The 16,608-nt window shown below is 60.7% G+C and carries 15 protein-coding genes and 1 pseudogene; 7 read left to right on the top strand and 9 right to left on the bottom strand.

All coding sequences use genetic code 11. The features are described 5' to 3' along the window. Positions 1-336: 336 nt before the first annotated feature. From Q0G18_RS06285 to Q0G18_RS06265, 5 genes are all read right to left on the bottom strand, one after another. On the bottom strand, positions 337-753 hold the full coding sequence (locus Q0G18_RS06285) for a hypothetical protein (RefSeq protein WP_297150885.1): 417 nt from the start codon (positions 751-753) through the stop codon (positions 337-339). A 61-nt stretch (positions 754-814) separates the two neighbouring features. Then, positions 815-1,174, bottom strand: coding sequence for a hypothetical protein (locus Q0G18_RS06280; protein ID WP_297150882.1), 360 nt, complete (start codon positions 1,172-1,174; stop codon positions 815-817). Between the two features lie 59 nt (positions 1,175-1,233). Next, on the bottom strand, positions 1,234-2,505 hold the full coding sequence (locus Q0G18_RS06275) for an ATP-binding protein (RefSeq protein ID WP_297150879.1): 1,272 nt from the start codon (positions 2,503-2,505) through the stop codon (positions 1,234-1,236). A gap of 162 nt (positions 2,506-2,667) precedes the next feature. Then, entirely contained in the window at positions 2,668-3,813 is a 1,146-nt protein-coding gene (gene tgt / locus Q0G18_RS06270; protein ID WP_296062549.1) for a tRNA guanosine(34) transglycosylase Tgt, read from the bottom strand. 1 nt (position 3,814) lies between these two features. Then, positions 3,815-4,576: an HAD family hydrolase gene (locus tag Q0G18_RS06265; protein ID WP_297150856.1), complete on the bottom strand. Its 762-nt coding sequence runs from the start codon at positions 4,574-4,576 to the stop codon at positions 3,815-3,817. 263 nt (positions 4,577-4,839) lie between these two features. On the opposite strand from Q0G18_RS06265, the gene Q0G18_RS06260 reads away from it, so the two are divergent. The 6 genes from Q0G18_RS06260 (at position 4,840) to queA (ending at position 11,032) form a co-directional block, all read left to right on the top strand. Continuing rightward, positions 4,840-5,664 (top strand): epoxyqueuosine reductase QueH, encoded by an 825-nt coding sequence (locus Q0G18_RS06260; RefSeq protein ID WP_297150853.1) that lies wholly within the window; start codon positions 4,840-4,842, stop codon positions 5,662-5,664. Continuing rightward, on the top strand, positions 5,661-7,022 hold the full coding sequence (locus Q0G18_RS06255) for a 2-hydroxyacyl-CoA dehydratase subunit D (RefSeq protein ID WP_297150850.1): 1,362 nt from the start codon (positions 5,661-5,663) through the stop codon (positions 7,020-7,022). The genes Q0G18_RS06260 and Q0G18_RS06255 overlap by 4 nt, the downstream gene beginning before the upstream one ends. Next, positions 7,019-9,025: an acyl-CoA dehydratase activase gene (locus Q0G18_RS06250; protein WP_297150848.1), complete on the top strand. Its 2,007-nt coding sequence runs from the start codon at positions 7,019-7,021 to the stop codon at positions 9,023-9,025. The genes Q0G18_RS06255 and Q0G18_RS06250 overlap by 4 nt, the downstream gene beginning before the upstream one ends. A gap of 64 nt (positions 9,026-9,089) precedes the next feature. Further along, the gene (locus Q0G18_RS06245; protein WP_276996494.1) at positions 9,090-9,377 is read left to right on the top strand and encodes a type II toxin-antitoxin system Phd/YefM family antitoxin; all 288 of its coding nucleotides are present in this window, start codon (positions 9,090-9,092) and stop codon (positions 9,375-9,377) included. Further along, positions 9,378-9,698 carry a type II toxin-antitoxin system RelE/ParE family toxin gene (locus Q0G18_RS06240; protein ID WP_297150845.1) on the top strand — a complete coding sequence of 107 codons (321 nt, stop codon included), beginning with the start codon at positions 9,378-9,380 and terminating at the stop codon, positions 9,696-9,698. 149 nt (positions 9,699-9,847) lie between these two features. Further along, positions 9,848-11,032, top strand: a complete 1,185-nt coding sequence (gene queA / locus Q0G18_RS06235) for a tRNA preQ1(34) S-adenosylmethionine ribosyltransferase-isomerase QueA (RefSeq protein WP_297150842.1) — start codon at positions 9,848-9,850, stop codon at positions 11,030-11,032. A 115-nt stretch (positions 11,033-11,147) separates the two neighbouring features. Here the strand turns inward: queA and ligA are convergent, their stop codons facing one another. The 3 genes from ligA to Q0G18_RS06220 all read right to left on the bottom strand — a co-directional run bounded on the left by ligA (position 11,148) and on the right by Q0G18_RS06220 (position 14,927). Next, positions 11,148-13,283, bottom strand: coding sequence for an NAD-dependent DNA ligase LigA (gene ligA, locus Q0G18_RS06230; protein ID WP_297150840.1), 2,136 nt, complete (start codon positions 13,281-13,283; stop codon positions 11,148-11,150). A gap of 81 nt (positions 13,284-13,364) precedes the next feature. Beyond that, positions 13,365-13,895 carry a DUF308 domain-containing protein gene (locus Q0G18_RS06225; protein WP_296062459.1) on the bottom strand — a complete coding sequence of 177 codons (531 nt, stop codon included), beginning with the start codon at positions 13,893-13,895 and terminating at the stop codon, positions 13,365-13,367. A 108-nt stretch (positions 13,896-14,003) separates the two neighbouring features. Then, positions 14,004-14,927: an NAD(P)H-hydrate dehydratase gene (locus tag Q0G18_RS06220; protein ID WP_297150836.1), complete on the bottom strand. Its 924-nt coding sequence runs from the start codon at positions 14,925-14,927 to the stop codon at positions 14,004-14,006. Between the two features lie 524 nt (positions 14,928-15,451). On the opposite strand from Q0G18_RS06220, the gene Q0G18_RS06215 reads away from it, so the two are divergent. Beyond that, positions 15,452-16,342, top strand: coding sequence for a hypothetical protein (locus Q0G18_RS06215; protein WP_297150833.1), 891 nt, complete (start codon positions 15,452-15,454; stop codon positions 16,340-16,342). A gap of 29 nt (positions 16,343-16,371) precedes the next feature. Here the strand turns inward: Q0G18_RS06215 and Q0G18_RS06210 are convergent. After that, positions 16,372-16,608 (bottom strand): annotated as a pseudogene (locus Q0G18_RS06210) (ACP synthase); the annotation flags it as partial.

Raw genomic sequence — 16,608 nt, 5'->3', positions numbered from 1 at the left:
GATGACCAAAAGCGCCATGACCACGAGCAGCCATACGTTGCGCCTATCCTTATTATGATGCTTCTTCTTTTTCTGAGGTTCCGCCATGTGCCTGAACTTCCTTACTTCCCCTCGCCTTAAAGGCATTGCAAGGTTGGTTTTGCGTATACGAACTTCCGTATTATGCCACAACAAAGCCGCATTAACGGCAGCAAGCCCACATCGACAGGTAAAATTATTCTTAAATCTAGATAAGCGGCAACCTGATAAATACCCGATACGCTCAAACAGAAGCGGCGCCCTAAGGAAGGCTCGTCGCGGCAAGATTGTTCACGCGCCCGTAAATGGTTGACGGGCTTACTGCTCCAACAACTCATCACTTCCAATCGGGCTTGAGTATGTTTCTTTACGCTCGTCTCCACTAACGCTGCAGTATTCCACGAGCTCTCCAACAATTTCAATATCTGGATAACCCGCAGCTATACCTTCTTCTATGAGAACCATAAGGTCTGACATCTGATCTTCACTGCCTTGCTCCAACCATGCTCCATCTTGGTCTATATGACACCATATCGACGGGGCACAGTCAGGGAAGGATTCGCCTTCCCAAATCTCGTCTTCAAGAGTTGCGTTAGCCTTAATCCATTCGGCAACTTCGGTCGCTTCTTCTCTGCCTTCGAGTTGGCTTCTTAAACCTTTTATATATTCCTTTAATCCTGCCTTCTGCTTCTCGGTTCCATTAAAAGAAAAAGAGAGGTCGTACGAAGTACTCATGGCGAATCATCCTTTCTGGTCAAGGCCGTAAGCGTATCCCGTTGCGCAAACCGTCAAAATATTACCACGTATCGGAAATCAGCTCCGACGACGTGCTATCAATGAAATCGAGCGCCTCCCTTTCATTTGAAAGAGGTTCCACGACAGGACGCTCTTGGGCCCCGGGGCGGAACGCCTCAACGTCGGTTTCGAGCGCCTTGAACAGGAGCGCCCGCTTGCTGCAGAACAGGTTTCGCAGGTTCACCTTCGCCAGCCAATTTCCCTCGCCAAGGAAGGCGTACACGCGCATTCCGCAGCTGGGTCCCCCTTCCACCCCGGTTGCCGAGCGGACTTCCCGCAGCAGGCAGAGAAGGTCGTCCATGTCCTCGTAGGCGAGCAGGGGCGAGACCAGGACGCAGCGGTCGCGGGGCTTCTCGAACATCGCGTCGATGTTATCGGCACCGTCGATGACCCACAGAGCCTGCGAGGGTCGTATGCGGCTTACCGATGCAGAAGGAAGTCGATGACGTTCACAATTTCTATCCCATCGATATCCGAAGGATAGCTGCCCTCGCCCACCACGACGATTTTGCGGTACTCGTCTCCGATGCGGCGCAGCGGGGCAAGTTCCCGGCGCTGCGTTTCCTCGTCCTGCATATTCTCAGTTACCTGAATATACATCTTGCATCGAGGCTTTGTGGCAACAAAGTCAACCTCGCCTCCACGCAAATGGCCGATCAGAACATCGTAGCCGTCAAACAGCAACTGGTTGAACACCAGGTTTTCCAACACGCGCCCGGTATCGGTGCCTCGATAGCTGTCCAGGTAGTTGCGCATGCCGACATCCGCAATATAGTATTTGCCGCCCGTCTTCAGCAGCTCCCGCCCCTTCACGTCGTATCGAAGCACGTGACGGAGCAGGTACGCCTCCGTAAGCGTCGAGATGTAGAAATCCGTTGTCGCTCGGGTCGCCGATTGCCCGTCGGCCTTCAAAGAACCTGCGATTTTGTTAATCGATGTTTCGTTGCCGATATTGTCCGCCATAAACGCGCAGATACGCTCGAGGGCCGCTTGGTTGCTAACCGCCCGCAGCCCCTTGCGCTGAGCGCGCATCATGATATCGCGAACGATTATGGTCTGGTATATGCTTCGCATATAGTCGCGGTGCACCGATTCATCCGGCTCCTGAAAAGCCAGATATGGAAAGCCCCCGAACGTGCGATACTGATCGAACAAGTTGGAAAGCGTTGCGAAAGAGCCGTCCGCGAAGGAGGCGATATCCGATCCCGTCTTTCCCGCAGGCTGCCACGTCGCCCCACGAAAATCGAGGTATTCGGCAAACGTCAGCGGCTGCATCGGTATCTCGACATATCGTCCCGAAATGAGCGTTGCAAGCTCGCTCGACAACAGAAACGCGTTCGAGCCAGTTACGTAAATATCGCAATCAGCACCGACGCGCAAAGCATTGATAGCTTTTTCCCAGTTCTCGACGTTTTGCAGCTCATCAAAAAAGAGATATACGTGCGGTTGTTCGGCAATGCGGCTTGTGACCAAATCGTACAAATCGCGATAGTCGACGATTCCCGCAAGCTCCATCGATTCCATCTTGAACGTAAGAAGCCTGCTTTCGGGAACGCCCTGCTGCGCAAGGTGATGACGCATCATGTCAAGCAACGTCGACTTCCCGCAGCGCCGAATACCCGTGATTACCTTAACCAGGTCGGTATCTTGGAATGCGATGAGCTTATCGAGGTACTTTTGCCGCACGATCATAAGGCCCTCCGATGTTATTTAGGACTGCTCGTAACGATAGTCAAAACTTGCGAGATTTGCAAGTTTTGACTATCGTTACGACAAAACTTGTCGAAATTGCAAGTTTTGTCGATGGAAGAAGCCGCCCGGCGCCGATGGCCTCGGTGCCGGGCGGCTTCTATCTTAGTAGTCCTTCGCCGCGGGGCTTGCCATCCATTGCGCCTCGAACTCGGCATACGCATCGGCAAGCACAGCCTCGCGCGCGCGGCGCATGAGGTCGAGCAAATAGTGCAGGTTGTGAATGGAAAGCAAGATGCCGCCGAGCATCTCGTCCTGCTTCACAAGATGGCGAATGTAGGCCCGCGTGTGATTTTGGCAGGTCGGGCACGTGCACTCGGGGTCGAGCGGCGTAAAGTCGCGCGTGTACTTGGCGTTGCGCATGTTCATGCGGCCCTGACTCGAAAACGCCGTGCCCATGCGGGCCGTGCGCGTGGGAAGCACGCAGTCGAACATGTCGACGCCCTCGCCCACCGCGCGCACGAGTGTGGTGGGATTGCCCACGCCCATGAGATAGCGCGGGCGATCGTCGGGCAGCGCACGCGCTACCTGGCCCAACGTCTCAAACATCGTCTCGTGGTCCTCGCCCACCGAGTAGCCGCCGATGCCGAAGCCACCGAAGCGACGCCCGCCCGCAGCCAGACTCTCATCCTCGATTTCGCGCAAACGACGAATGCTCTCCAGGCGCAAATCGAGGTTCATGCCGCCCTGCACGATACCGAAGAGCGTCTGATCAGGTCGTTTGTGCGCCGCCAGGCAACGGCGCGCCCACATAGCCGACAGGTCGACCGCGCGCTCGACGAACTCGCGCGTCGCGGGGTACGGCGGGCACTGGTCGAGCTGCATGGCAATATCGGCGCCAAGCGCTTCCTGGATGCGCATGTTCTCCTCGGGCGTCCAGCGCACATAGCTGCCGTCGTAAATCGAGCGGAAGGTGACGCCGTCGTCGTCGAGCTTGCGCGTATCGGCAAGCGAGAAGATCTGGAATCCGCCCGAGTCGGTGAGCATCGGCCCGTCGTAGTTCATGAACTTGTGCACCCCGCCGGCTTCCGCAACAACGTCTTCACCGGGGCGCTGCGAGAGATGGTAAGTGTTCGCAAGCACCACCTGGGATTTCAGCTCGCGAAGCTGCGGCGGGGTGATGCCCTTCACCGTGGCGGACGTGCCGACGGGCATAAACATGGGCGTGTGGAAATCGCCGTGCGCCGTCGTGAAAGTAAGCGCGCGGGCGTTGCCGCTCTGAGCGTCGCACGTGCAGTCGAAAAGAGCCATGCTAGTTCGCGCCTCCCTTGATCGTCGCAGGGTCATCGCAGGTCGGAAGGTCGTCCACCCACGCCGCGAACTCAGCCATCGTTGAATGCTTCACGCCGTCGAGCCCACGGCCCTTAGGGTCCATAAGGTGGTCGGTCACCAGGTACACGTCGCAGCCAAGATCGGCCGACGCCAAGTCATCGAGCGTGTTGTTACCCACCATGAGCACTTCGTCGGCGGAAAGCCCGCAATTCGCGAGAACCTCCGCATAGTATTCCACCTGCGGTTTCACCGTCGAGGAGTTCTCGTACGTGGAAATGTAGCGAAACGGCGCGTCGCCTACGCCACCCCACGCAAGGCGCCACTCGACCGCGCGACGGGGAAACATCGGCTGGGTCGCCAGCACAAGCGGATACCCCTTCGCGACGAGCACCTCGAGGGCGCGGCGCGCTGCCGGGTTCGGCTGAACATCTGCGCCGATCGCGCCGAACCTCGTCTCGTAGTAGCCTGCGAACATCGCATCCCAGTCGGCCGCGTCGCGATCGAGCACGGCGAAGAACGCGTCCCAGAACACATCGTAGTTCGTCTTCCCGCCGGGTTCGCGCTTGGCCATAGCAGAAGCGCCTGCATCGAACGCACGCGCGAACTTCTCGCCGTCGACCCCCTGCTCAGCCGCAAAACGGGCGATGTCCTTGAAGTACCCGCCCAAGAATTCATCGAGCTCCATCGGGCACAACGTGCCGTCGAGGTCGAACAATATCGCGCGATATGACGTGTTCGCCATGAAAGACCCTTCCCAGAAAAAGGCCGCCCCAACGGGCGGACCGCACATTCGATACGAACAACAGTATAAAAGAGCGGGGCGCCTCGGCCGCCGAGCACGACGTCAAACATGCAAAGTGCGGAAAACGAGGGGCGCGAGGCCTTCCGACAGGCGCGCCTTTGCAAACATCGAGGTTTGGCGGTTTCGCCAGCGGCGGCACGGGCCGAGTTCGGCCCTGTGCTAGTATCGTTGGGTTGAATTCACGAGGGCGAGAGGAGCCGCAGATGAAATTGCTTTTGCACGCATGCTGCGGGCCATGCTCGCTCGAGCCCGTGCGCCTTCTCCAAGCGGCGGGGCACGATATCGCCATTTACTACGCGAACTCGAACATCGCACCACGCGAAGAGTACGCGCACCGCCTCGCCACACTCGAGGACTGGGCGAGAAGCGAGGGCATTCCCGTCATCGAGGGCCCTTACGACCCTGCCAGCTGGGAGGAGGCTGCGGGGCGTATCGGAGACGCAGCGCTCGCCGACGTCCGAGCCGCACGCGAGGACGCACAATCGACCACAGGCGAGGACACGCCCCTTCGTGCCGACGTCCTCTCCGTCGACCCCGCGCGCCGAGAGGCACGCTGCCGTGCGTGCTACCGGCTGCGACTCGAGGAAACGGCGCGGGTGGCCGCTGAACAGGGCTTTGACGGCATCGGCACCACGCTTTCCGTAAGCCCCTATCAATACACCCGAGTCATCGAGGAAGAAGTGCAACGAGCGGCCGAGCACGCCGGAGTTGCGGGTGTCTTCGAGGACTTCCGCCCCTACTACGACGAGGCCACGCGTCGAAGCCGCGCGCTCGGAATGTACCGTCAGAACTACTGCGGTTGCCGCATAAGCGATGCGGAGGCCGCAGCCGAACGGGCCGAGCGCAAAGCTCAACGAGCAGCCGCAAAGCAAGCCGCGCGGGTCGAGCACGCCGAGGAAATCGCCGCCGCCGAGGCGGAGCTCAAACAGCATCGCGCCGAGCGCGCAGCCTACGACAAGAAGCAAGCCCGCAAGCGAGCGATTCTCAAATCGCTTCGCGAGCAGGCGAAACAGGAAGTTTCAGAGTGAGACCCTTCGCCGACCCCATACACCGTTACATGGATCACGTGCGGCGCACGTGCGAGACCGACCCCGAGCGCGCCTGGCGAGACGCCCTCATCGGCTTTCGCGGCAACACCTGGGGATCGCGCCATCTTCCCAACTTCCATGCGGCGCGCGGCTACCACAAGCTGGAAGCCTATACGCTCGGCCTCGTGTCTGACCAGCTCGGACACGAAAACAACTACGTATGGGGCAACGTGTTCGCACCGGTGGAAATCATGGAGTGCTTCGGTCTGGGAACCGTGAGCGTCGAATGTCTGGCGAGCTTCTTCTCGGGATACCACGCCGCGCCGTTCTTCATCGACCGCGCGCAGGAGGCCGGCATCGCGCCCACGCTGTGCACGTACCACAAAACGGTCATGGGGATGATGGAGACAGGCGTGCTGCATGCGCCGCGGCTCGCCGTGACCACTTCTTGTGCCTGCGACGGTAACCTGAGCACCTTTCGCCAGCTCGGGCAGCGGATGGACGTCCCCATGGTGCTGCTCGACGTACCCTACGACAGCGACGATGCATCGGTGGACTACCTCGCCGACCAGTTACACGAGCTCACGCGCGCCCTCGAAGAGTTGACGGGCGTGCCCTTTGACGAGAACCGCCTTTCCCATCTTCTGGAAGTCGAACGCGAGACAAACGCCCTCGCCTGGGAATTCATGCGCCTGCAAGCGGAGCACTTCTACCCGGCCGAGTTCATCCACCACCTGTTCTTCGTGCTCGCCATGCAGCTTTCGGCGGGAAGCGAGAAGTTACGCGATCTTTTGCGCTTCATGGTGGACGACATCAAGCGCGCACCGAGGCTTCAGGGTGACAAAATCCTTTGGGTGCACCTCATGCCGTACTACCAGCAAAGCCTGAAAGCCGCCTTCGACTACAGCCCGGCCCATCAAATCGTCGCCGTCGACATGGCCTTTTGCACAATGAGCGACCTCGCTGACGCCGATCCCTTCCGCGCGCTCGCCAAAAAGCTCATCGGCAACGCAATGAACGGCCCCTACGAACGCAAGCTCGCACTCGTCGACCGCCTGCTCGACGCGACACACGCCGACGGCGTCATTCACTTCTGCCACTGGGGATGCAAGCAGTCCGCGGGCGGAAGCGCCCTTTTGCGCGAGCACCTGCACGAAGCTGGCGTGCCGCTTCTGCAGCTCGACGGCGACGGCATCGACGAACGCAACAGCCACGACGGGCAGATAAAGACGCGCCTCGAGGCATTCTTCGAGGTGCTCGAGGCGAAGCGAGCGGAAAGCGACGCGCAGGGCGGGGCTTCCAGTGGGGAAAGCGCCGCGCAGAGCGGGAGCGTCGAGGCGAAGGGCGGTACACAATGAGGGTCGGATATGTCTGCAAATACGCCCCCATCGAGGCGCTCGAGGCAATGGGCGCGCATATGGAGCGCATCGAGCCTGATGAGAGCCTCGTCAGCTTCGACGCTGCCGAGTCTTGCATGCACGCAAACGTTTGCAGTTTCGCGAAGGCGACGTTCGAGACCGTCCTTTCGGGAAACCTTGGCGGCATCGTGCTGACCACCTGCTGCGACAGCATGCGCCGCCTCGCCGACGCCCTGCGCGCGCAAGCTCCCGGCCTGTTCATCCATGTGCTCGACGTGCCGCGCGACACGAGCGAGGCGGCCTGCGCGCTGTTCGAGCGCAACGTGCGAAAACTCCTTTCTGCATACGGCGAGTTCGCCAATGCAACGTTTTCGGAAGAGAAGCTATTCGCCCAGCTCGGCGGCACCCTTTGCCCTGCGGAAGGGAACTGCGACTCATCCTTGGAGCTCGACTTGGCGAGGCTTCATTCAGAAGCTGCGCAGCCTTCATTCCGCCTCGCGAAGTCGAGCTCCGTCTCGCAAAGTTTCGCCAACAGCAACCAGGCGGCGGACTCGGCCGCATGGAGCGAAGGCTGCGAAGCTTCTGAGCGCAATGCGGACGAGGCCGTCGCCGCCCCGCAGGTCGAACCCAACCGCAACAAGGCTGGCGACACCGAAGCGCGAAGCGAAGGCTGCGAAGCTTCTGAGCGAAGCGCGACCGCGGCAGCCGCCGCAGCGCAGGTCGACAACGCCCTGCAACCGCAGACGCACTTCTCCCCCACGATGCCCAACGTAGGCATCGCGGGCGCACGCGCGAACGCCGAAATCAAACGCATTCTCGAAGCGCACGGCGTGAACATCGCCTTCGACATCACCTGCACGAACGCAATCCGTCGTTTCGTGCCCCGAAAAACGGACACACTCGCCTGGTATGCGCACGACGTGCTCACGCAGCTTCCCTGCGCGCGCATGCGGAACATATCCCCGCGCAAAGCCTTCTTCGACCAAGTCCTTCCCCAGGTCGACGGGCTGGTCTACCACGCCGTGCAATTTTGCGACATGTATTCTTACGAGTACAGCGACCTTAAACGGACATCGCCTGCGCCGATACTCGCGCTCGAAACCGATTGCACCGCGCAGAGCCGCGGGCAGATGCTCACGCGGCTCGAGGCGTTCCTCGAGTCAATTGGCGCCTCGCAAACCGAACACCTCGCAAGCCAGAAAGGCTCACCTATGAGCACAGCCGCCACCTTCGTCGTCGGGCTCGACTCGGGCTCGACTTCCACCAACGCCGTCGTCATGAACGAGGCGCGCAAGATCGTCGCAAGCGTCGTCATCAGGACGGGCGCGAAGGCGGGCGCCTCCGCCGAGCGCGCGTATCGTGAAGTACTCGAGCGCGCAGGTATCACGCCTGACCAGGTCGCATGCACCATTGCCACCGGATACGGCCGCGTGAGCATCCCGTTTGCCGACGAGAACGTGACCGAGATCAGCTGCCACGGGCGAGGTGCGCACTACTTCAACCCCGACGTTCGCACTATCCTCGACATCGGCGGCCAAGACAGCAAGGCCATCCATGTGAACGCCGCAGGCGAGGTGACCGATTTCGCGATGAACGACAAGTGCGCGGCGGGCACGGGACGTTTTCTCGAAATGATCGCGCGCTCGCTCGAGATCAGCCTCGACGAGCTGGGGCCAGCGGCGCTCGAGAGCAAGAAGCGCCTGGAAATCGCCAGCATGTGCTCGGTGTTCGCGGAGTCCGAGGTCATCTCGCTCATCGCCAACAACGAGGAGAAACCCGACATTGCAGCAGGCGTCTGCCGCGCCGTGGCCGGCAAAGCGTATTCGCTCATGAGGCGCGTCGGCCTGGAAGGCGCCTACATGATGACGGGCGGTGTCGCCCAAAACCCGGGCGTGGTGCGCGCGGTCGAGGAGCTCATCGGAGAGAAGCTCTTCATCTGCGAGGACCCCGAAATCGTGGGCGCCACGGGAGCTGCTTTGCTTGCGTTGGAGAAATCAGAGTAGTATATTTACGTATAAATTTTGCATAAATTTATGCTATAATTTCTTCCGTTCTAAGGAGGAATCTATGCCATTGCCTATACCGCAGATCAGGCCCATCAGTGACCTTCGCACCAATCTGAACGATGTATGCGAATTGGCGCGCGAGAGCCAACAGCCCATCTTCATGACGAAGAACGGCAAGGCAAGCCTCGTGGTTATCGACTGCGAGGCGTACGAAGGGCAACAGCGACACGAACGCTATGTACAGAAACTCCGCGAAGCAGAAATCGAGGAGAAATATCGATCGGAATCGCTCACGAAACAGGCAGTCGGCGATTCCATCGAGCGCCTCTTCGCACATTGGGGCGTTTAGATGCTTGCCCCCCTCTACCGTCCTCGCGCTGCACACGATCTAGAATCGATAGTGATTTATCTCGGTGAGGTGCAGAAAGTCCCGAAATCAGCCCGCAAAATCTACGATTCGATCGTCGAAGCGATCGATCACCTTTGCGAAACACCCGAGCTTGGCCGCCCCTTCGCCGACGAAAGACTTTCTAACCAAGGGTACCGATCATGGCTTGTCAGCCCCTACCGCATTTTCTATTCTTTCAACAGCGAGAACCTTATCGTATGGCGAATCATACACACTCGCCAAGATATCGATGACTTTGCGTTCATCGACATCAATGATTAACCGAACGCAAAGCGACGATTAAAGGATTATTACATGAGAACTGAAGACTTTAATTATTCAACAGTCCAGTGGACTGTTGAACCCCGAGCACCGCGAAGCGGGGCGCAGGGGGCCAGGAAGGCGAAGCGCCACAGCGAAGGGCAGCAAGCATGAGAACAGAAGATTTCAACTACGACCTGCCCGAAGAGCTTATCGCGCAGGAACCTGCGGCGGTGCGCGACGCCTGCCGCATGTTGGTAATGGACCGCGAATCGGGAGAACTCGAAGATCGCATCTTCCGCGACATCGAGGAGTACTTGCACCCAGGCGATCTGCTCGTGGCAAACGAGACGCGCGTCATGCCCGCACGCCTTTTAGGCGCGAAACGAGGCACGGGCGGTCAGGCGGAAGTGTTCCTCCTTCGCGAGGTCAAAGGCGAGAAGGCAAAGCCTTATCTCGACGACGCGCTTACCGAATCAACCAACCAACAGGCCATTTGGGAAGTGCTCGTGCGCCCTGGCAAGCGCCTGAAGCCAGGCAGCGGCGCTGTAGTCGACTTCACCGACAAGCAGGGAAGCGTCGCGCTTTCCGCCGAAGTCGTCGACTGGGCGAGCGCGAAGACGGACGCAGCGGCGGCGGGCGAAGGCCAGGACGCCGAGGCATCGGCCGCCAAAGGCGAGCGTATCGCGCGCCTCACCACGACGCTCCCCTCGCTCGATGAGGCGCTTCACGCCGTTGGCCACACGCCCCTTCCGCCCTACATCAAAAACTACGCTGGCGACGAAGAGCTGTACCAAACTGTGTACTCGCGCCGCGAGGCTTCGGCGGCTGCGCCCACCGCGGGCCTCCACTTCACGCCCGAGCTCATCGAACGCTTGAAGGCGAAGGGAGTCCGCTGGGAAACCGTCGAACTCGAAGTGGGCCTCGACACGTTCCGCATCGTGGACGAGGACGACCCGACCAAGCACAAGATGCACACCGAGTTCTACACCGTGCCACAGACCACTGTCGATGCCATCAACGAGACGCATGCGGCGGGCGGGCGCGTCATCGCCGTGGGAACCACGTCGACCCGCAGCCTGGAAAGCGCCTGGGATCCGCAGGCGAACGGTGGCGAAGGCGCCATCACGGCGCGCAATCGCGACGCCACGAGCCTCTACCTTCTGCCGGGCAGCACTTTCCACGTGATCGATGGGCTCATCACGAACTTCCACGTGCCCAAGAGCACGCTCATGATGCTCGTAAGCGCGTTCTCGAGCCGCGAGCACATTATGGCGGCGTATCGCCACGCCATCGAGAGCCGCTACCGCATGCTCTCCTTCGGCGACGCCATGTTCATCAAGCCGGCGAAATAGCGAGCACGCGAAAGCAAACGAGGCCCCTGCGAAATCAGAGTTCACAGGGGCCTCGCATCATGTTGAGGAAAAATCAGGTCGAGGAGGACGGCACAGCCTACGGTTATTTCCCCAGCTATTCTCCCGCAGGCACCTCGCCAGTTTCCAGGATGCGCAGAAGCGCACCCTCGTCGAGCACGGGGACACCGAGCGCTATGGCCTTGTCGTATTTGCTGCCTGCAGCCTCACCTGCGACAACATAGCTCGTCTTCTTCGAAACGCTGCCCGACACCTTCGCACCGCGCGCTTTAAGGGCAGCCCCTGCCTCGTCGCGCGTCATCCCGCTTTGCGTGAGGCTTCCCGTCAGCACGAAGGTCAGCCCTGCAAGCGTTTGCGGCAGCGCGTCTTCCGCTGCGGCCTGCACATCATCTTCCAGCGACACGCCGTGCTTGCGCAGCCGATCGATCACGGCCACGTTGTCGGGCGTGCGGAAGAACAGGTACACGCAGTGCGCGATCTTGGGACCCACGCCTTCGACCGCAGCGAGCTCCTCCTCGCTTGCCTCCATGAGCGCATCGATCGAGGGGAACGCCGCAGCGAGCGCTTCCGCCATCGTCTTTCCCACATGGCGAATCCCCAAACCGAACAGAGGCCTGGCGAGCGGGCGCGTACGGCTCTCGTCAATCGCCGCCACGAGCTTCTTCGCCACGGTCTCGCCCAAACGGATCGGCGCACCGTCCTTGTTCACGCGTCCCATATCGAGCATCGAAAGCTCGACCACATCGAGCGTGTAATAGTCGGCAACGTCGGTCACGCGGCCGCTCTCGATAAGGCGCCCGATGATCTCCTCGCCCATGCCATCGATGTCCATAGCGCCGCGGCTCGCCCAATGAATGAGGCGCTCGGCCGCCTGAGCTGGGCAATCAATAGAAATGCAGCGGTAGTCGACTTCGCCCTCCTCGCGCACGACGGGGCTTTGGCAGCTCGGGCACACGCGCGGCATCTCCCACGGCTGTGCATCGGTCGGACGAAGGGAAAGCACGGGCCCTAAGATTTCAGGAATCACGTCGCCCGCCTTGCGCACGATGATCGTATCGCCCACGCGCACGTCCTTACGGCGCACCTCGTCCTCGTTGTGCAGCGTCGCGCGAGCCACGGTGGAGCCCGCCACGCGCACCGGGTCGAGCTCGGCCACGGGCGTCAGCTTGCCCGTGCGCCCGACCTGCACCGTGATATCGCGCAGCAGCGTCGTTTTCTCCTCGGGCGGGAACTTGAAGGCAATCGCCCAGCGAGGAGCACGCGCCGTGTAGCCCATCGCCTCCTGCTGCGCGAACGAGTTCACCTTCACGACAACGCCGTCGATCTCGTAAGGCAAGGCATTTCTGCGCTCCAGCGAGCGCTCGCAGAACACATGGACCTCTTCTGCCGAGTGGACAAGCTCGATGTCGGGATTTACATGGAAGCCCGCACGCTTCAACCATTGCAGCAAATCCCACTGGGTGTCGAGTGCGAGCTTGCGCTCGTCGCCCACCGCATACACGAACGTCGACAGGTCGCGATGCGCTGTGACCTGCGGATCCTTTTGGCGAAGGCTGCCCGCAGCAGCGTTTCGCGGATTGGCGAACCCCGACTTGCCGTTTGCCTCCGCCGCCGCGTTGAGGGACTCGAAGCTCGACTTGGGCATGTAGCATTCGCCGCGCAGCTCGATAGGCTCCTCGGTATTGCGGATGGCGGAAAGCGCCTCGTCGCGTAGGCGCAAAGGAACGTCTCGCACGGTTCGCACGTTCACCGTGATGTCCTCGCCCGTCGTACCGTCGCCGCGCGTCGCCGCCTTCAGAAGGCGCCCGTTCTCGAAGGTGAAGGCGACAGAGGAGCCGTCGATCTTCAGCTCGCACACAAGCGGGGGAATCTCGCCGAAGAAGTCCTCCACGCGACCGAGCCACTCGTCGAGCTCGCCGGCGTCCATGGCGTCGTCGAGCGAGTACATGCGCCGCTCGTGCTGGATGGGTGCGAACTGATCGCCGACATAGCCGCCCACGCGCTGGGTCGGGCTCGACGGGTCGATGAGTTCCGGATGCTCCGCCTCGAGCGCGCGCAGCTCGTGCATGAGCGAGTCGAACGCGCCGTCGGAGATCGCGGGCGCATCGAGGGCGTAATAGAGATAGCTGTTGTGCTCGATTTCCCGGCGGAGCGCCTCGATGCGCGCTGCCGGATCGGTTGCCTGAGCGGCCAATTCCTCGCCGCTGAACAGATTCTGTTGCTCTTCGGGCATATCCGTCCCCTTCACGAACAAGGCCCCGGGCATGCCGGGGCCTGATACCGTTTCGCTATGCGGCCGCCCGCCGGGGCGACGCTACATGAGCACGCTGTCGGCGCGCCATCCGTACATGATAAGGGAAACGCCGCGCATAATGACAAATACCGCCAAGAAAACAGCGAGCATCGCCGGGTAGACGAAGAACACCACGCCGCACAGGATGTCCACGATGCCCGAGAACACCATCCAGCCCCACATCGGCATGTTGAACTTGTGCAGCTGAACCGCGCCGACGACCTCGATGACGCCGAACGCCACGACGAAGATGCCAACAAGCCACGAAACAACGCCCGCAAAAACAATCGGATGCAGCAGCAGCATGACGCCGATGATGATGTCGAGGACCGCATACACGATCATCCAGGGCGAAGGCGAGGTGAACAGGTTTCCCTTCAGGCGCACATATCCCACAAGATCGAGGATGCCGCTCACGAGGAAGCCAGCGCCCAGTATCGCCGTGATCGTCGCCAACGTGAGTCCAGGGAACGCGGTGATGAAGATTGCGAGCAAGACGAGGAGCGCACCTGCGACGATAAGCCCCCAATCGTGACGCTTCGATTCCGCCATAACAATCGACCTCCTTTGGTATCGATGGGCACCGCGCCGCGGTCAGCGCGCCGCGCCCTCATGCAACAGCCACATTCTACCGCGCACGTTCGCCGCGGTGAATAGTTATTACACACTTGCTGAATAACGTGCGTACAACTCCTGCTTGCTCAAGCGGTTCCTAAGCGCTTCGAATTCCCGAATCACCAGGGGAAGATAACGCGGCAGGTCCTCCGCCACGACGCATCGCTCGGAGAGCTCGGATGCGGCAAGACGGCCCGCCCGGGCGTGAAACGTCGCCGCGAGCACGCATGCGTCGAAAGGCGCGAGTCCCTGCGCGAGGAGCGCGCCGATCATACCCGCAAGCACGTCTCCCGTGCCGGCTTTCGCGAGCGCAGGCGTTCCCTCGTCCATCACCGCGGTGGTCTCGCCATCGGAGATGAAACTCTTCGGCCCCTTAACAAGCGCCGTCACGCCATACGCAAGCGAGATAAGGCGTGCGAGCTCGTCAGCATCGTCGGTCGGGAAACCGAAGGGGGCGGCAAGCCGAGCCGCCTCACCCGCATGGGGCGTCACGATCGTCTCGAGCCCGAACTCGAACCGCTCTTGGACGAGCTTGCGGCCCTTTTTCGTGGCGAGGAAGGCAAGAGCACCCCCGTCTACCACAAGTGGCGCGCAGGCCGATTCGATCACGGTGAAGGCGAGTTTCTCGCACGATCCGCTCGACGCGTCAAAGCCAGGACCTAGGACATATGCCGATGGATGGCCCGCCCGCGTTGGTGGGAAATCGCTGGTAGAAAGGTTCTTCCACGAGCGGACGACGAGGGAAGGGCTGACCGCGCGAACGGCATCGACCGACTTCGGCGCACAGATGACCTCGGTATACCCCGTCCCCATGCGCTGAGATGCCAAGGCGGCGAGGGCGGCGGCACCGGGATAGCGCGAGCAACCGGCAACGAGCGACACCTTCCCGCGCGTATACTTGTTGGCATCTTCCGCAAGCTCGGGAAGGAGGCCGCACAGCTTCGCATCCGAATACTTCCATGCGATCATCTTGAATTCCCTTCGCGTTTTTCCATCATCTTGCTTGAGTATAACCGCTGCACGTCCGACTTGGCCCCCTCAAGCTGCCCACCATCTTATCCGATTTGCGATTTCGGTGGACGGGGCGAGCGGCGCAAAGCGAAGATTTGGGCGAACGCGTCAGTGGGGGCATGACGAGCGCCCACGAGTGCCCCGGCCGAACGGCAACCCGAAGTTTCCTCGGGCGGGACGAACAAGCGCCGACGAGCGACGGCCGAAATGTTCTCGGGTGAGAGCCGAAGAGGCCAAGAGCGACACCGCGAAGCTAATCTGAGAGCGTTCAAGGGCTCCTCGGCCGAACGGCAACCCGCGAGCGCCCCGCTGGGTGTCGACCCATTACTTACCCGTTATTCTTAATACATATTAGACAGCTGCCTATTTTATTGATTTTCAATCTATCTGGGGTTATACCCTGGTAAAATCGCGGCATGGATGTTGTTGTTTGTCACATATCAGCTCTTCACTACTGGCTCTCGCACGTCGGAAGCCCCCACATGGGCGACCTTCGGTCCTCAAGCGCTCCCCAGCTTAGCATTCCCCTTCGCGAATCCGAGATAGCGGCAGCCGTGGGCGTTCTTCCCGAAGAACGACAACACGAGAAAGTGCATCTTCTTGTCGAAACACACGAGGCAGCAAGGCACTCGCATGATGTCGCGATCCATACGACCACTCTTGAGCTCGGACCTGCGGATTTCCATCTCGCAGCGCCGGGAGTCTTCGTTTGCTCGCCCGAGTTCGCGCTCATCCAAGCCGCCCCGGCGCTCGGCGAAATTGAGTTCCTTCGAATCGCATTCGCACTCTGCGGGACCTATCGCGTTGGTATCAACGACGCATATCCCCTGACCACACCCTTGAGAATCAACCAGATGCTCACCCGCATGACGGGCTTGAACGGCGCCAAACCCGCCCGCCAACTTACGCCATACGTTCTCGCGGGCGCGGCCTCCCCGCGAGAAACCCAGCTCGTGCTGCATCTTTGCCTGCCCTACCGCATGGGCAGCTACGGGATTGCCTATCCGCAGCTCAACCCACGCATCGACCTTCCTGCGCACGTTCAACGGCTTACGGGAAACAGCGTGCTGTTCCCCGACCTATTCTGGCCCGACAAGAACATCGCCGTCGAGTACGACAGCGACAAATGGCACACGGGCTCTTCGCGCATTGCGAACGATGCTCGCCGGCGCAATATCCTCGTACATCTGGGGATAACGGAGATTTGCGTCACAAAACGCCAGTTCAACGACTTGATCGCCTTCGATAAAACAGCGCGGATCCTTTCCCGTCGGCTTCGACATAGAATCCACCCCCGCAGCGAGGAGTTCCGCAGTCGGCAGATGAAGCTCCGCAAGCAGCTGCTAGCCCCGCTCCTTCGTGTACAAGGATAACGTCGAACGGTTGGAGCAGCATTCCCGAGCTAGACGCCCTCGGGCGAGGCGGCCTTCTCGCCAGACGGCGTCGCGTCGGCAGGGGAGTCGATCTCGTCGAGCATCGAGCGCGCCTCCTTGAAGCGCTTCGCGAGCTCGGCTTTCTGGTCGACCCGTTCCTCCGCCGCCTTCTGGGAATCCTCCGTGATAGCCAAAGCGCACGCGACGGCATCGGTATGCGTATACGAAAGCGAGATGGGAAGCTCGCGAACGCCCAGCTCCTTGGC

Source organism: uncultured Ellagibacter sp. (assembly GCF_934636505.1).
Classification (GTDB): Bacteria; Actinomycetota; Coriobacteriia; order Coriobacteriales; family Eggerthellaceae; genus Ellagibacter.
This window is presented reverse-complemented; position numbering and strand designations above follow the sequence as displayed.

Coding starts and splice junctions, on each gene's coding strand:
- Q0G18_RS06260 (WP_297150853.1), top strand. CDS start 4,840: ATGAAATTGCTTTTGCACGCATGCTGCGGGCCATGCTCGCTCGAGCCC.
- ligA (WP_297150840.1), bottom strand. CDS start 13,283: ATGCCCGAAGAGCAACAGAATCTGTTCAGCGGCGAGGAATTGGCCGCT.
- Q0G18_RS06225 (WP_296062459.1), bottom strand. CDS start 13,895: ATGGCGGAATCGAAGCGTCACGATTGGGGGCTTATCGTCGCAGGTGCG.
- Q0G18_RS06285 (WP_297150885.1), bottom strand. CDS start 753: ATGAGTACTTCGTACGACCTCTCTTTTTCTTTTAATGGAACCGAGAAG.
- Q0G18_RS06250 (WP_297150848.1), top strand. CDS start 7,019: ATGAGGGTCGGATATGTCTGCAAATACGCCCCCATCGAGGCGCTCGAG.
- Q0G18_RS06215 (WP_297150833.1), top strand. CDS start 15,452: ATGGGCGACCTTCGGTCCTCAAGCGCTCCCCAGCTTAGCATTCCCCTT.
- Q0G18_RS06240 (WP_297150845.1), top strand. CDS start 9,378: ATGCTTGCCCCCCTCTACCGTCCTCGCGCTGCACACGATCTAGAATCG.
- Q0G18_RS06220 (WP_297150836.1), bottom strand. CDS start 14,927: ATGATCGCATGGAAGTATTCGGATGCGAAGCTGTGCGGCCTCCTTCCC.
- tgt (WP_296062549.1), bottom strand. CDS start 3,813: ATGGCTCTTTTCGACTGCACGTGCGACGCTCAGAGCGGCAACGCCCGC.
- Q0G18_RS06280 (WP_297150882.1), bottom strand. CDS start 1,174: ATGTTCGAGAAGCCCCGCGACCGCTGCGTCCTGGTCTCGCCCCTGCTC.
- Q0G18_RS06245 (WP_276996494.1), top strand. CDS start 9,090: ATGCCATTGCCTATACCGCAGATCAGGCCCATCAGTGACCTTCGCACC.
- queA (WP_297150842.1), top strand. CDS start 9,848: ATGAGAACAGAAGATTTCAACTACGACCTGCCCGAAGAGCTTATCGCG.
- Q0G18_RS06275 (WP_297150879.1), bottom strand. CDS start 2,505: ATGATCGTGCGGCAAAAGTACCTCGATAAGCTCATCGCATTCCAAGAT.
- Q0G18_RS06265 (WP_297150856.1), bottom strand. CDS start 4,576: ATGGCGAACACGTCATATCGCGCGATATTGTTCGACCTCGACGGCACG.